Below are 16,344 nucleotides of genomic sequence, written 5' to 3' on the forward strand. Positions count from 1 at the left end.
AGTACTCCAAAGAGCGAAGACAAATGTAATAAAAAAATTTATTTATATGCAAGAAACCAACTTTTGAATTGAAAAAACTTCGCATAGTTTTATATATCGGCAAAAAAATGTAATTTTGCGCCACCCTAAAAAAGGGTCCTGTAGTTCAATGGATAGAACAAGTGTTTCCTAAACACTAGATCCGGGTTCGATTCCCGGCGGGACTACTTTATTTATACTGATTATCAGGTGTATAAATATATTTATTCCCCACTTTAGTAAGAATAATGGCAAGAATAGATTTGATTTTTTTCTTCTATTTCAAAAATTAATGAAATTGTCATTAAAAAAAATCAATTTCCCAAAGGTGCATTCTAAAGTCAACTGATTTTTTACTTAGCTCCAATAGATGATATTAAATAACGATTCTCTATCAAATAATTTAATGTCTCTTCTCGTTCAATCCCCCAGATATTTTAGTTATCAGTGTAAATTTCTGCTCCACATTTAGTTCCTTAGTTTCTCTTTTAAGATATTCTTCTAAAACCTCAGGTCTAATTTTTAAAGCAAAGTGCACTCCTGGTTCTGATATATGAAAACTTACCTTCTGAGAATTTATCATTTCATTTAAATATTTTATTTGATCAATCTTTGTCTTACTTTTCAACGAGTTGGACTTATTCATTGAATTTATAGTATCAATCATAGCTACATGAACTGTATAAGATTTCTTTAAATCCAACAGACGTAATGTTCCAGCTTCTGCTGGAGCTTTTGCAACCCCTTCAGGGCATTATTAATTGAAAGTTGAACAATCCCACCTGTTTTGCACATTCTTTGCTCTTGTGGGAAACTACACTTCCATAAATGATATAAATGTCTTTTCTCTCTGACTTCTATACTTCGTTCCGCAGTTAATTCCATTATAATAAATGATTTTCTACTTATTCATATACGAGTGTATTTTTTCTCTATGAATAGCATTGAAAAATTGTGCGGAAGCCTGCAAAAAGACTGTGCAAGCCCTGCACTTCGACAAGCTCAGTGAGCTGGAGAGAAAGGGCGGGGATTTTTGGCGGCTGGGGACATTGCCCTGCGGAGCTGCCCGTAATTATCTTACAGGCAACGCCTGACTGCTTTCTATGTTCATTTGGAAGAACTTGTTCATTGGCAATGAACAGCTACAAGTATTGAACAGATATGACGTTTTGAATGGCGATAACTATCATTTACTTTGCCATGTGAGCGTATCTCTATTTGCACCATCTAAAGCTAAGTCGTAGGCTTCAATAAATGGATCGTACCAATCTGCTTTTTTACGCGCCCATTCAATCCATTTTTGTAGTTCTTCTGTTAGCGAATTATTTTTTATTGCATTATCTTCAAACGCAGTTATATAATTTCTTAACTCTAGGGCTTTCTGATAACGACTTGCCAGTCGTAGTGTTGATTTGAAATCTGACAATTCTTTTTCTTTTATCGCTACAAGCTGCTTTGTTAGTTCCTCTTTACGGCGTTGTTCAGCCCATCTTTTTTCTCTTTCTTCCCGTTCAACTTTCTTATTGTGTGCTATTACTTCGAGTTTTGCGATTATGTCCAATAGTTTATCTTCTAAAAGAATAGTGCTGTCGGTCCATTCTCTTTGGGGGTACATGTAAAAATACTTTAGACATAGTTTTCCATTATAATGTAATCTTGAATTAAGCCAATTGCCATCTTGATACTTAATTCTGTTTGATTTTTCAACTATTGATAGTTGAAGCTCTTCACCGTAAATTACAGCAAAACTATTGCCAGCCTTTCCTATTACAGAATGTCCACAAGCATTCATCGTATTGACAAATTGCTCCATTAAACGCAAAGCACGTGACAAAAGAGCTTTTGATACGTTTATTGCAAAGGTATTGCCTTTTTTATAGTCCCAATTTTTATGGTCTTTCAGATTGTAGTATTCTTTGGTTATGTTAATTATTGGGTCAACAATCTGGGGACTCGTTTTCTTCGTATCGTTAGACTTGAGCTTCTTTGAAATTTCAGCTTTGTTTTTGTTTAGTGCGGTTGTATCTTTTGAAAAATACTCTTCAGTATCTTGATCGGTTCTTAACCATAGGGATATTTCTTGTTTGGCTTTGGTCGATTCCCAAAAATTCTCTTTTGTAACCGATTTGCCGAATTTCAGTTTAGACCAATAGCCATTGGGTGGAATGGTAATAGCCATTTCGTTGCAAACTTCACGTAGACAAGTGTAGGAAATGTTGTATTTTCTTGAAATGGCGGATAAAGGTTCAGCCCACACAAGGTCGTAGAATTCTTTTCTTGAAAAAGTAGTTTTTGCCATAACAAATAGTTTTTTGGCTCCTCTTTTAATCTCTCTTATAATTATCGTCGTAATACATTTACTATCAATATGTAATATGTATTTGCATCCTTAAAACTTTCCTTTCTTCTCTTATTTCTCTTTTAAATTTCTTTTAATTTGTCATCCAAGTATTATCATGTGTACGTTTTGCTATTTTTTACACACGTTTGAAGTGACATGGGTAATTTATTAAGCTTTTATACCGCTGACATTAACAAACAAGTGATTTACCCTGCGGAGCTCTCAGGAATTATCTTTCAGGCTTGCCTGACCGCTTTTCAATGCAAGATTTAAAGATTTTATTTTGAAAGTTTCTTTACTTCCTTTTCAAAATCACTTACAAAATTTTTGTCCTGGATTACTCTGAATTTTTCGTATTCTTTTGTCGCTAGTTTAATCGCTATTTCATGTTTTACTTTACCGGAATCTTTGAGGATATCATATTCATTGAATTGCAGGAATGCATCTAAACGTTTTATCCAATCTTCCATTTTCATAGGGATTTGGCGGGCAGCCTGATTCTCTGCGAAATCTAAATACATTGAAACAATTCGCTCTAATGATTTTATTTCTGACTCTTTCAAATAGTTTTTAGCGACACTTATATCTCCTTTTAAAACTTTGCCATTTGGAGAGTTTTTCCATGTTTGCAAACCCATGTTTGGTTTTAAGGCATTAGCCCTGTGAGCAATTAATTCCGCAGCTGTTTCTCCAGTAATAGCCCAATGAAGTTTGTTCTGTACAGTTTTAAAAAAATTCTGCGTAATGTCGGCTGTTTTATTATAATCGATACTGCACTGTTCATAAATGTCAGTAATTTTGAGGTAGAAACGTCTTTCACTTGCTCGTATTTCCCTAATGCGCTCTAAGAGTTCATCAAAATAGTCTTTACCAAATAACGCCCCTTGTTTTAAGCGCTCATCATCCATTACAAAACCCTTAATAATAAACTCACGTAAGGTCTTGGTAGCCCAAATGCGAAACTGTGTTGCCTGTAATGAATTTACACGATAACCAACTGCTATTATTGCATCTAGATTATAAAAGTCAAGATTTCTAGCAACCTGCCTTTCACCTTCCTGTTGAACTATTTCCATTTTGGAAACAGTTGCGTCTTTATTTAATTCTCCTGTCTCAAATATATTATTCAGGTGCTTACTTATCGCAGGAACATCAACACCTAATAGTTCAGCCATACGTTTTTGAGTCAGCCAAAAAGTTTCATCATTATAAAGTACTTCTATCTTTACATTACCGTCTGGAGTGCTATAAAAAATTATATCATTTTTTTGAGAATTTTCCATATAGAATTTATTTTAATATTATCGGTATTTGCCATCTGTCTTTATTTTCTTTGCAAACTAAGGGAATAGGAAATTCCTATTCCTCACTACTCACATAGGTTTCATTATAAATATCCATAAGGTTCTTGCCGTTATACGTCCAGTAGGATGTTGGTTGAAGAGCATGCTCAATACCCAATAACTCTTTGGTGATAGCGGTTAAGGATTTTTTTACACCGCAATAACTTATTTTCTTAGCATCGCAGACTTCTACTATATATGTTTCGTCATCCCTATTGAATTCTAGTCTTGCGCCTAATGGTATTCCCATTTCAATGTAATTCAGCGGTGGACGACGGGTTATTTTCATTTTCTTTCCGGCTGCTTTATCCACTTCGGTTAAATCGTTGTTAATTTCTTCTACAATTTCATTCGTTATGTCTTTACTTTTATCCAGTAGCTGAAGTATGGCTATAGCCTGTTCCGGGTTTATCTCAAAGAACTCACGCTGGTTATGAATACGATAAGGGTGAAAAGCGATATGTAATGCTTTCTCAACTTTTGCGGTTTCGGTAACTTTACATGCATATTCACACTCAAAAGGCACAGGTACACTGGTATTGAATAACTCTTTGAGACGTACATCTACATTTTCCTTGTTGGTCATTCCTATTTTTACCAATCCTGGCATGGCGGGATTTGTAAGAACATAGACTATTCCGTAGTTGATTGTTTTTGGGGACATGGGATTCTAGCTTGCTAATTTAACTACTATATTTTTAATTTTCACATTAGTAGTCTTGAGATAAATAGTTTTTCTGCACATCAAAGTATCTGTACCACACAGGGATATTAAACTTAGTACGAATCATATTTAAATACGCAATTACTTCTGCATTAGGTTTATCATATGATACAACAATCAGTTTTTGTGCATTCTCAATATTGGGAAAATAGGAGTATTCCATAATTTGACCAAGTGCTTTTCTTATGCTTAATTTAGCATTGTCTGTTTTTATCTCAAAATAATGCCAAATACCATCTTGAGTAATTGCCTTAATATCAACCCTATTTCGTTCAATATATACTTGCTTATATTCTTTTGATTGATTTAAATAATCATTAATTGCATTTTGCATTATATCATGATATGGATCATAAGAGCATTCTACTTTGTATGTTTTGTTTCTTGTATCTGTATTTTTCTTATTTCCAACAAAGTCATCTTGATTATCTGGAATAATTAATTGCGCTTCATGATCATAATTAAACTCAGTTTCTTTAGGTAGAAGTTTAAATCTGTTAGTAGATATATTAATATCATCAGATCCTAAATAAATATATTCTTCAAATTCTTCAACATCATCAAACTTGAATTTAATATTAAAGAAGATTTCAGGGGATAAAGCTATTTCTGAATTCCAGATTCCCTCTTTAAATTCAACTTGTTTTTTCATATCATCCATCCAACCTCTCTGTTGATATTTCAAGAACTCTGCTTCGGAATCTTGTTTAGAGATACAAACTACGTTTCTTATAATACCTACTAATAGCTTATCATTATTAGGATCAATGGTATATAGGTGTAAGTTGAAAGTTTTATTATAATGTTTATCTGATTTTAAATTTAAGGGCTGAACAAAAGCATAATGAAAGCCGTCATCTGAAACCTTTGAACGGTCAAATAACCATTCTTCGTGTCCAAATCCAAAAGTTCTTTCATAAGAGTTTGGGTCTTTTGATTTTCCATCAATACCACTTGGAAAACACCATTTTTTGTCATTCCAACAAATTCGAACAATCTTATCTACTTGCCCTCTATCTTTTTGCAGCATCCGGCTATCTATTATCTTTGTTGAATAACGAATGAATTCATTTTCAGAGATAGGGTAAATATCAGCAGGATTATATTTATTTATACACTTATCAATTATAGGTTTATCAATGTTCAAAAATTCATTCAAATGACTTAAATAATTCTTTCCATGATACTCCTTATACCACTTATTTTTTGTTTTGTGCTTGTAAAATCCTCCAATTTCTCTAACAATTGATTCAAAAAATTTGGCATTGTCTTTAGAATCTTGCGCTGAAAACTCTATCCAACACTTTCTTTCTATAGTTACAAAAAAACCAATACTATAAACTTTTTCTTTCCAGTCACTTCCATTCCAGAAAGCAACTTGTAAATAGTAATCATTACCCAAAAACCAATATCCTTTATCTTTTCTGCCTTTTTTATTATTTTTTCTTGACAAAAAATATAGTTCTGGATTACTCTCTCTTCTTTTGAGTAGAAAGTCCAATATTTTATTGTGTATTGAAAGGATATTACTCATATAGATATTTTTTTATGGCAACTCCTTCAACCCCAACTCCCTCAAAAATCCATTATGCGTTTCGGTTGCTTTTCTGATTTTTTCTTCCAAATCCACCAACGTTTCATTTACTGCGTTTAAATCTATTTCTTTGGCAGTAACCGCTGTACTTACATAACGGGAGATATTCAGGTTGTAATCGTTTTTGACGATTTCTTCCATAGATACTCTACGAGAGTAGCGTTCTTCTTCAGTGCGGAACTGATAAGTTTCTACAATCTTTCGTATATCGTTGGGTTCTCCTTCTTCACCGTCGCGCAGACGGTTTTGACGTTTGCCTTTTTCAAAATACTCACTGGCATTGATAAACAGCACATCATCAAACTTCTTACATTTTTTCAGTACCAGAATACATACGGGAATACCCGTAGAGAAGAACAGGTTGGACGGTAAACCGATGACCGTATCTATATTACCATCTTTGAGCAACTTGGTACGGATACGTTCTTCCGCTCCACCACGGAATAAAACACCGTGTGGCAAGATAATAGCCATTGTACCTTCTTGGGCTAAGAAATGGAAACCATGCAACAAGAAAGCAAAGTCGGCCGCTGACTTGGGGGCAAGCCCGTAGTTTTTGAAACGAAAATCCTCGCCCATCGCTTCGCTTGGTTCCCAACGCAGACTAAAAGGAGGATTAGCCACTACTGCATCGAATTCCATTTTCTTAGCGGGATTCATCTCGTTTAGTATATCCCAGTCGTTTAGTAAGGTATCTCCATGATGAATATGAAACTCCGTATCTTTTACACCATGCAGCAACATATTCATACGGGCAAGGTTATAGGTAGTAATGTTCTTTTCCTGACCGTAGATTTTACCTATACCATGTTTGCCTAACTGATTGCGCACATTCAATAACAGCGAACCCGAACCACAAGCTAAATCCATTACCTTATCTAACTTCTTCTTTTTTCCCGCAGCCGGGTTTTGACTATCAAGTGTAACAATAGACGAAAGAATGGTAGATATTTGTTGCGGGGTATAAAACTCACCTGCTTTTTTACCTGAATCAGCAGCAAACTGACCAATCAGGAATTCATAAGCATCTCCGAGTATATCCGTATCTTTTGAAAACTTGACAATACCCTGTTCTATTTTGGTTATGATATTACATAGTTCAGCATTACGCTCTTCATATGTTTTTCCCAGTTTATCAGAATTCAGATTGATTTCAGAGAACAATCCTTGAAATGTACTTTCAAAAGATTCATTCTCGATATAATCAAAGCCTTTTTTAAGCGTATGCAACAATTCTCCATTTTGTGTACGAGCCATTTCATAAATACTACTCCACAGATATTTAGGTTGAATAACATAATGAACCTTACGACGCATTTGTTTTTCAAACTCTTCTATATCGGCAGCATTTTCATTATACCATATTTCGAGAGCAGAAGTGGCTTTCAGTTTCTTTAAAATATCAGAAGTAACCTCCGGATAATCCTGACCCAATTCCTTTTTAGCTACATCCTCGTAATTATCGGATAAATAGCGCATAAACAGGAATGAAAGCATATAATCTCTGAAATTATCTGCATTCATCGAGCCTCGTAATTGGTTAGCTATATCCCAAAGGGTTTTTCCTAATTGTTGTTGTTCTAATGCGGTCATTTTAGACGTATTCTTTATTTTTATTCTGAAAATAACTTAGGGTTAAATTTGTAATTGTTCATGAAATCTTTCAAAACCCTTTTGAAATACTCCTTATTCTCATCTATCATTATTACGGGCTCAAAAAGCGAGTAGTTTCCGTGACTGAGTATGTTGACTATTCGGGTATGTACAACCCCCTCCGGGTCATCTTCCTGTTTCTTGATACATTCAGAAAAGCCACTAAATCCATGAAACGTTGCCGTTTTTTCGAGTATACTTCTCAATATATTGAAATGATAAGTATATAAATTGCCACTATCAGCTGCTTTTTTCAAATCTTTCAGCAGTGAGACATGGTGAAAGAATGGTGTATCTGTTGTGTCCTTTAGCATATATGAATTTTCAACGACACCTTTGCTTAGAAAAAACTTTAATGCATTGCCCATTTCATTATACATGACATTAAAGAAAAGTGTATGGTGAGTTGAAATAACTGCCTTTACCTTGTTTTCAGGCTTTTTAAGCATCTGTGCTAAATGACTGGCAACTGCAATGGCATTATTATCATCCAACGATGAAATAGGGTCATCAATGTAAATATATTTAACCCATTTATAATCTTCTTGTTGGTCAATAGCTAATTGTGCTATTGCAAGAAAAAAGCACCAAATAAATATATTTTCTTCTCCGCGGGATATTTTGATAAATTCTTTATTTTGAGGCGAACCATCAACTTTTATCTCTCTAATAAAATTTACAGCCCAATACTCTTTCTCTTCCTTATCTTTATAATCGTAGTCAATAAGGAAGTTGAAATCTGCATATCGTTGCAAAAGAGGGCGAATCCTACTCTCCATTTCCAAATCTTCTAATCCCGAGAAAAAACGAGATTCTTTGTTGATTAGCAAAACGCGCTTACTATCACTATCCAAATCATTATCCCACGAAAATAAGTCTTCAGTAAAAGCATTATAATATAAAGTATCAGGAATACTATCCATCTTTCCTGCATCTTTAAATGCCATGGATAAACGTGTTTTACCCGTTCCATTATAGGCATAAAGCAATGTATTCTTCTTTCCAGTGGAACGCAGATAACCAACTAACTCGTCCAGATTTTCAAGTGAAACAATCGTACTATTCATAACTTATTCATTTATCACCGGAAACAACCCCTGCATCAACCCCTTCTTATGCTCCTTTAACCCTTCTATCTTCTGTACTTGCGCTGCTATTTCATCATCTATGGAAGAGAGAAAGTTGGCGATTTTTTGTTGCTCGTTTGGTTGAGGAACGATAAACTTATATTTAAGCAAATTACTCCCATTTATAGAATTAATTGTAGCACCTAAATCCGCTTTAACTTGATTGCTGTATAAATCAGTTTGAAATAATTGGAATATAAAACTTGGTTGATATGCTCTAAATACAGTCATAAAAGCCCCATGTGTAGCAAATGGAATATCTTTAGGTATTATTGCATTCTTTCCAATCAATGATTTCGAACCATTTCTCACACAAATCAAGATGTCATTTGGCTGAATTAGATTTGCGCCTTTTACTTCAGTAGTCACATAAACACAATCATTTAAATCGATTAGACCATTTTGAATATTAGAAGACCTTAGGACCAATAAGCCCTCATTTCTTATATCATTAGGACTATATGTTAAGCCCCCAATCAAATTTCCCAACTTATTCAACGTCGTCTCCACCCACTCCCCATCACCTTCAAACTCCTTAAACCGTAATTTAGGCACTGTTTCTCCTTCAGCAGGAAATAGCTGCTGCATCAGTCCTTTTTTATGGTCTTTCAGTGCTTCCAATTTATAGGTATGGGCGGCTATCAATTCATCCAAAGAGGAAAGACATGAGGCGATTTTTTGTTGCTCATCTTTATTCTCAGGATAGTATACGCTTATGTTTGATAATCTTGTTGCAGAAATTCCTAAAACTTTAGCTCCTTGAGATTCTTTTTGTATTTGAGTACGAATCGAGGATGATTTAAATAAATGTCCTCCAAAACCAGTTCTCAGTTTTGAGTCTTTTTGTCTTGCCAATAAAGTATGCAAACCCGATAATATTTTTTCATTATTTAAGTATATAATTTCAATGCTTTTACCAACATCTGCCAAGTCTTCAGAGGCATCAGCAAAAATTATATCACCTTCTTTACAGAAAAATTCCTCCTTAATTTTCTCGACAGTAATATCTAAATTGACAAACGGAACTATTTCTTTTGTTATATCAAAATGTGAGTTGAATTTTGTATGTATATCTCCATAATGAATATTCTTAATATTTCCGTCTCTATAATTTAAATTATCTCTTGTAAATGAGTTTGTTCCCAAAAAAGAATATATTTCTGAAAATGGTTCTAAAATCCACTCTTTAGAAAATTGAAACTCAGGAAACCTCAACTTCGGCACTATCTTATTATCTTTATTCATACGCTTTTAATCCTGATATTTCGTGTCCCTGTGCTAATTTTTTAAGCAGAGGTACTAAATCTTCCATGAGTGCCAGTTCTTTTTTGGTGCGGTCTTTCCACCCTAATTCCAATGGTGCTAACAAATCACTGAGTTGTTCGCCATCGAATATCATACGGGAGATAATACCCTCTACAAAGGCTTTCAATGCTTCTGTTTCTAATCCGTGTTTTTGCGCGGTTTCGTTTATTTGTTTGGCAAACTTTTCTGCTTTAAAGATTTGGTAACCATCCCGAATTTCCTTTTCCGACAGTCCTTTGCCTTCTTCCAGTGTTTTAATATAGGCGGCAATATCATCCCGTTCATCCATCAGGTTTGCACTCGAACTAAGCAGGTTAATCAACTGCTCCCGACTCATCTTTTGTTTCGAAGGCTTATTCTGGGTGAACTTGGAAATCAAGCCCATGATATAATCGTAGTCGATAATGGCCGAAGCAAACAGCACAAACTCGAAATCGATCTCTTGAATGGCCGGTTCGGCTTTGTCGCCTTCTTTGTCACGTTTTTCTTTCAGTTTTTTTGCTGTTTCCAGATACGAGCTTCGGAATTCCAGCAATTGGTCGGTAGGCAAAATATGCTCTATCAGCTCTTTTTGTTCGGGCTGCAAATCGGTATATTGGTCGAGCTGCGTTTTCAGTCGTTGCACTTCCTTAAAGCGGTTGATAAAGTTGATCCTTGCCGTATCGCCTTTCAGGTTATACACTTCCTGCGGAGCACAGGTTAAATCGCTTTTTTGCATAAAGTCCTGTAAAGCAGCTACCGCTTCTTCAAATTTCTCTATCACTTTCGGTGCAGGATCCACCAACCATATTTCTTTGGCCTTGTTTTCATCTTTCTCGCCCGAGAACAATGCAATAGCTGTATCTACCGCTTCCTGTTGCTGACGGAAATCAAGGATATTACCATAAGGCTTGCTATCGTTTAATATACGATTGGTACGCGAAAAAGCCTGAATCAGTCCGTGATATTTCAGGTTTTTATCTACATAAAGCGTATTCAGAAACTTGGAATCGAAACCTGTGAGCAACATATCCACTACAATCACTATATCAATTTTATTCCGGTGCGGATAATCTTTATTGCTGTATTTTTGGTCTTTGATGCGTTGCTGCACATCCTGATAATACAAATCGAACTCGCTGATAGTATGATTTGTACCGTATTGCGCATTGTAATCGGCAATAATAGCCATCAGAGCTTGTTTTTTGCCTTCGGGGTCTTGCTTGTTATCTTCCTTTTCGTTGATTAAATCTTCCTGTAACTGTTTGATATCAGCCAGATTCTTATCGTTTTTATTTTCAGTGTCGTTCGCTAATGCCTGTGTTGGTGGCGAAAACACACAAGCTATATTCATCGGCACATAGTCTGCATCTTCCGCTTGTTTTTGTGCCTGAAAAGCTTTAAACCGCTGATAATAATCAATGGCATCGTTTATCGATTGTGTAGCAAACAGCGCATTAAACCGTCGGTGGTTGGTGGCGCCTTCATGCTTTTTCAAAATCTCGTTTACAATAGCTTGTTTGGCTATACTTTCGCCCGGTTTGGGTGCATTCTCACCCTGTGGTTTAAAGTAATCGATATGAAAACGCAACACATTCTTGTCCTCAATAGCATGGGTAATGGTGTAAGCGTGTAATTCCTGTTGGAAAATGTTTTCTGTAGTTTTATACGAAGCATATTCACCCTCACGTATCAGTTGGGTAGAGTTCTGTTCAAAAATAGGTGTACCCGTAAAACCGAACAATTGTGAGTTGGGAAAGAATTCTTTAATGGCTTTATGATTATCGCCAAACTGCGAACGATGACATTCATCAAAGATAAACACCATACGACTATCGCGAAGCGGTTCAAGTCGTTCCTTGTAATTTGCCCGGTTTTCGGGATCAAGAGCAATACCGAGCTTTTGAATAGTGGTTACTATTACCTTATCGGCATAATCTTCGGACAGCATACGGCGCACTAAACTTTCGGTATTTGTATTGGCTTCCACACAACCATCCTGAAACTTATTAAATTCTTCGCGGGTCTGACGGTCAAGATCTTTTCTATCCACCACAAACAAGCATTTTTCAATATCCGGATTATCTTTCAGCAGGGTAGAGGCTTTAAACGAAGTCAGTGTTTTTCCGCTACCTGTAGTATGCCAGATATAACCGTTGCCACGGTTTTCGTGAATACAATCCACAATGGCTTTTACCGCATAAATCTGGTATGGGCGCATAACCAACAGCTTTTGTTCGTTAGCTACCAGCACCATGTATTTATTAATCATTTCGCCCAGCGTACACTTTGCAAGAAACTTTTCAGAGAAATCGTGCAGGTGAGCAATCTTCTTATTATTTACATCAGCCAACTGATAAACAGGCAGAAATTGTTCGTCGGCATTAAACTGAAAATGCTGATTATTGTTATTGGCAAAATACTGTGTATTACCACGGTTGCTCACAATAAACAACTGCATAAAACAAAGCAGCGTATTGGTGTAACCATTACCTGCATCGTTTTTATAATCCACAATTTGCTGCATGGCTCGTCGTGGGCTTATATCCAAAGCCTTTAACTCTATCTGCACCACAGGTAAACCGTTTATCAGCAAAATCACATCGTACCGCTGATGACTGTTATTGGTGTTGATACGCAGTTGATTAATTACCTCATAATCGTTTTTACACCAGTCTTTGATATTGACCAGCGTATAATGAAGCGGTGTTCCATCTTCCCGAAAGAAAACTTCCCTTGCACGCAATCTTTTAGAAGAAGCAAATACATCCGGACTTACAATTTCGTCTAACAGACGTTTGAATTCCGCATCAGTAAGATGCACACGGTTAAGTGCTTCAAATTTCTGTCTGAAATTCAATTCAAGAGCATCCCTGTCCCGAATATCAGGGCGGTAAGTGTATTTGAGGTCTTTGAGTTTCTCAATCAGACCGAGTTCTATTTCGTTTTCTTTTGTCATTGGCTATAGCAGTACAGAGATTTTTTATTAGTTGGAGAGCTTTATAGAATACCCTTTAGACAGTTGCAATTCACTCTAAGAATCGTTTAATAATTAGCAAATATACGAATGTTTCTCCAATTTTAAAAGAATAAAATAAGTGGCTGGCAATCAGAGAATACTGTAGATTTACAAAATTACAAATTCTATTTTACATATCCTTATTTTTAGCAAATAAAGATATTCTACTTATATTTCTTCGAGTTTTAATCTGTCAATCAATAGTAATAAAGCCGGATTTTCTTGGATCATTGATTGAAGTTTTTGGCTGAAACGGCTTTGAATTGGTTGAATGACCTAACCCCAGTCCTTCTCCATGTGGAGAGGAGAGATTTGAGCTGGTCAATCATGTAATCAACAATGTCAAGCCTTTTGGCTTTTGCTTCTGGAGTTGCAACGTATTCTAAAAGATTTGAGCCATTGATTTTATAATTGTATTGTATCTTAATATTCTAAACTTTTAAATTTGACTTATCAAAAACAATTTGTGGGATTCGGGTAAGGTTGATTTTTTCAGGTAGTTTAGTTCTCTTATATTCTTAGCCAGGTATTGTAACACAATCCCTTATTATAGGAAATTCTTTAATATAAGGGAATAACTATATAGTGCTATAATTCAATGCAATATAAATATTTAAGGATCGTTTCCGTTGATTTTCATGCAAAAAAGAAATGGTGTATGTGATTATGTTTAATTTTATAATGCTAGTATACAGCTATATAAAACGATCAACCAAATAAAATCATATTACTTTTATATGAAGATTGGGCTTTTGCACTTATGATTTCAATCGCTTGCGAAACAACTTACTTGATAAGTAGTATAGTGTTACATGTTATCTAAATACTTTCGTTTATCTTCCGCTATAAACTCTGATAATTCAAAAAGTGAGGGCGTAGATAAAATACGTCTGATTGATTTCTTTGCATTGCTGGCCTTATCTCTGCACTTGTGAGTGCGTTTATATCCAACTACCTTAGCACTACAAAATAACTGACCATTAGTTGGGTGATGAATAATCTCTCCACAAACTTTACATCGTTTTACTTCAACCATCCCTGAATCTTCAACTGCAACAAAATACTCATTCATCTTAATGGGTAATTCGTCGCATTCATCATTTAAGCTAGTTTCTCGCAAAACGGTTAATCTGTCGCATGTCGAATCTTTGTAATCATTAGGGAAAACGGTTAATTTGTTCCACGTTTTAATAATACAATCTGCTTTTGAAGCATCTCTCAGTTCACAGCATTTAGCAACTAGTAAGTTTAAAATCTCTGTTTGAATGGTCGACTTGCTGTGGTTTTTTACAAAGGCATTACATTTCGCCCTTTCTCTACCATATCTACTTCGATTCTCTCTAGTGCCATTGTATAGCTTTGTCCAAAACAAAGGATTAATGTATTGTAGATAGCTATTTTGTTCCTTGTCTGAAAGCATATCTTGTTCTGCTTTTGATAGATTAATTATCAAACAATCTTTTATCGTTTCTTCTAATAATATTTGAAATTGCTCCCAAACAAACACGTTCAACAAATCTGACAACACTTTGCAATGAACATGTTTTTTCAAGTATTCCATCCTAATCACCTTAATCTCTATCCTTAAAATATTCTCAAATTTGTATGGCTCGATTTTACATTGGTAGGATTTATTGTATATTTTGATTGTGTAATTCTGATATTCAAATCTTCGTCCAGTTTTGTCAGTAAGTCCTGAGCAGCTCTTATGCAATATAAGGCTTTCTAAGACAATATTAGGGTCGAATGGTAGCTTTATGTTTACTCCAAACTCAAATCCGTTCAGCATCGTAATATCCGGGTTCAATCCAATGCTTAAATATAAATTATTCAAGGTGGATTTAAAATCACTCAAAAAATAATCATCTGCATTGTGCAGTCCTTTGTTTGCAAATTTGTGGATGCTCCCATTCAAAGTATGACCATTGTATGTATTTCGAACAAAACGTAAGCCATTCAAATTGTGGACATTGTTAGCCTGATTCGTTTTTACGTTCCAGCTTTTAAGATAGTCAATCATACCTTTAGGGTATTGATTCCATTACTAAGAATTTTCATGACTTAAGCCCTTCGATATTTAAGAGTCTCAACATCTTTTAGCGATGCATATACATCGGCTCTTTTATACCTTATACGTGTTCCAATACGTTGGGCTGGAATTATACCATTTTTGGTCCACTCATTTAATGTAACTAAGGAAATGCCGTAAATCTGGGCGGTTTCTTTACGAGTGATCAACTCGGGGAGTGGTTCTGATTGGGTTAAACCTGAAAAGATTTTTTCTACTTCGTTTCTTACTGTTGTCCTGATACTGTCTTGCAACTGTTCAAAACTGATTCCGCTAAAAATAATTTGTTGCTGAGGTAAAATGATTTTGTTTGGCATATTCTTTTGTTTTTAGAATTTGCACAAACTTAATTTGTCCTTATTCAATCTTTTATATTCCGATTCCGTAAGGGAATGGTACGGAATAGCACGGAATGTAATGCTTAACTTATTTTAATTCAAATTCTTCATTTTACTTTTGAAATACGTTATCAAACTGGGTTAACAGTTTTGGTTTTGTTGCTGATTTTTCGGCATTTGTAAGCGTCCTAAGTGAGGCAATTCTTTCAGCATCTCAAAAGTACTTGCCCTTGCAGGGGGCTGTCAACCCTCCAAAGTCGGGTTGCCTATTTCAACCTACGGTGGCGTTTATATGATGAATTTTGGTACAAAACTGCTAAAATAAACACTCAAAGCATAATCTTGGAAAGAGACTTGCCTAGTTTGCAGGAAGTAGTAAATGCCACATGGAGAAAAGAAGATAATTTGAAAAAGCTGAAGAGCGAATTATCAGCATTGGACTGTAAGGTACAATTTACACTAATCCCCAAACAAGGAATACAGGTAAGTCGAGAACAAAAGTCGTCGGTTGCAGAAATGAAGTTAGAAAAATGTACGGATAGTTGCCAGTTGGTTTATATTCGTATTTAAACAGTTAAAGCTAACTCAAGCAGCAAGTTGTGGGGAATTTACCCAAAGAGATTAAAACGACGAGAAGTATAAAAGGATTAGGATTAACTCGTAGGGCATTAATAAAAAATGTTTATTTTGGATAAATAAACATAGTCAAATCATTGGTAATCAATTAAATAACAATGAATAACTTCACAAAAAAATACGATAAAGTTCTCGAGATATTAAAGTAATCTGAGACAAAAAGTAATTTTCTGAATCAAAAACGTTGTCCGCGTTTAAG

The 16,344-nt window shown here is 35.2% G+C and carries 11 protein-coding genes and 1 tRNA gene; 2 read left to right on the top strand and 10 right to left on the bottom strand.

What is annotated here, in order from left to right:
• The first annotated feature begins 134 nt into the window (after positions 1-134).
• Positions 135-206, top strand: a tRNA-Arg gene (locus tag PALPR_RS09780).
• A 998-nt stretch (positions 207-1,204) separates the two neighbouring features.
• On the opposite strand, the gene PALPR_RS09795 is transcribed toward PALPR_RS09780, so the two are convergent.
• From PALPR_RS09795 to PALPR_RS09840, 10 genes are all read right to left on the bottom strand, one after another.
• Complete coding sequence (locus PALPR_RS09795; protein WP_013445460.1) at positions 1,205-2,317, bottom strand: hypothetical protein; 1,113 nt, start codon at positions 2,315-2,317, stop codon at positions 1,205-1,207.
• A 320-nt stretch (positions 2,318-2,637) separates the two neighbouring features.
• The gene (locus PALPR_RS09800) at positions 2,638-3,642 is read right to left on the bottom strand and encodes a virulence RhuM family protein (RefSeq protein ID WP_013445461.1); all 1,005 of its coding nucleotides are present in this window, start codon (positions 3,640-3,642) and stop codon (positions 2,638-2,640) included.
• Between the two features lie 76 nt (positions 3,643-3,718).
• On the bottom strand, positions 3,719-4,366 hold the full coding sequence (locus tag PALPR_RS09805) for a GIY-YIG nuclease family protein (protein ID WP_013445462.1): 648 nt from the start codon (positions 4,364-4,366) through the stop codon (positions 3,719-3,721).
• A gap of 46 nt (positions 4,367-4,412) precedes the next feature.
• Positions 4,413-5,960 (bottom strand): hypothetical protein, encoded by a 1,548-nt coding sequence (locus tag PALPR_RS09810; protein ID WP_013445463.1) that lies wholly within the window; start codon positions 5,958-5,960, stop codon positions 4,413-4,415.
• A 12-nt stretch (positions 5,961-5,972) separates the two neighbouring features.
• The gene (locus PALPR_RS09815; RefSeq protein WP_013445464.1) at positions 5,973-7,613 is read right to left on the bottom strand and encodes a type I restriction-modification system subunit M; all 1,641 of its coding nucleotides are present in this window, start codon (positions 7,611-7,613) and stop codon (positions 5,973-5,975) included.
• Between the two features lie 20 nt (positions 7,614-7,633).
• A complete protein-coding gene (locus PALPR_RS09820) occupies positions 7,634-8,740 on the bottom strand; it encodes an AAA family ATPase (RefSeq protein ID WP_013445465.1) in 1,107 nt (368 codons plus the stop codon).
• A 3-nt stretch (positions 8,741-8,743) separates the two neighbouring features.
• A complete protein-coding gene (locus PALPR_RS09825; RefSeq protein WP_013445466.1) occupies positions 8,744-10,045 on the bottom strand; it encodes a restriction endonuclease subunit S in 1,302 nt (433 codons plus the stop codon).
• On the bottom strand, positions 10,038-13,043 hold the full coding sequence (locus PALPR_RS09830) for a type I restriction endonuclease subunit R (RefSeq protein WP_013445467.1): 3,006 nt from the start codon (positions 13,041-13,043) through the stop codon (positions 10,038-10,040). The genes PALPR_RS09825 and PALPR_RS09830 overlap by 8 nt, the downstream gene beginning before the upstream one ends.
• Before the next feature lie 868 nt (positions 13,044-13,911).
• Positions 13,912-15,123 (bottom strand): hypothetical protein, encoded by a 1,212-nt coding sequence (locus PALPR_RS09835; protein ID WP_013445468.1) that lies wholly within the window; start codon positions 15,121-15,123, stop codon positions 13,912-13,914.
• 41 nt (positions 15,124-15,164) lie between these two features.
• On the bottom strand, positions 15,165-15,488 hold the full coding sequence (locus PALPR_RS09840; RefSeq protein WP_013445469.1) for a helix-turn-helix domain-containing protein: 324 nt from the start codon (positions 15,486-15,488) through the stop codon (positions 15,165-15,167).
• A gap of 363 nt (positions 15,489-15,851) precedes the next feature.
• Between PALPR_RS09840 and PALPR_RS09845 the strand changes: the two genes are divergently transcribed.
• Positions 15,852-16,079, top strand: coding sequence for a hypothetical protein (locus tag PALPR_RS09845; protein ID WP_041620367.1), 228 nt, complete (start codon positions 15,852-15,854; stop codon positions 16,077-16,079).
• The last annotated feature ends 265 nt before the right edge of the window (positions 16,080-16,344 follow it).

The sequence above is a fragment of the Paludibacter propionicigenes WB4 genome, assembly GCF_000183135.1.
Classification (GTDB): domain Bacteria; phylum Bacteroidota; class Bacteroidia; order Bacteroidales; family Paludibacteraceae; genus Paludibacter; species Paludibacter propionicigenes.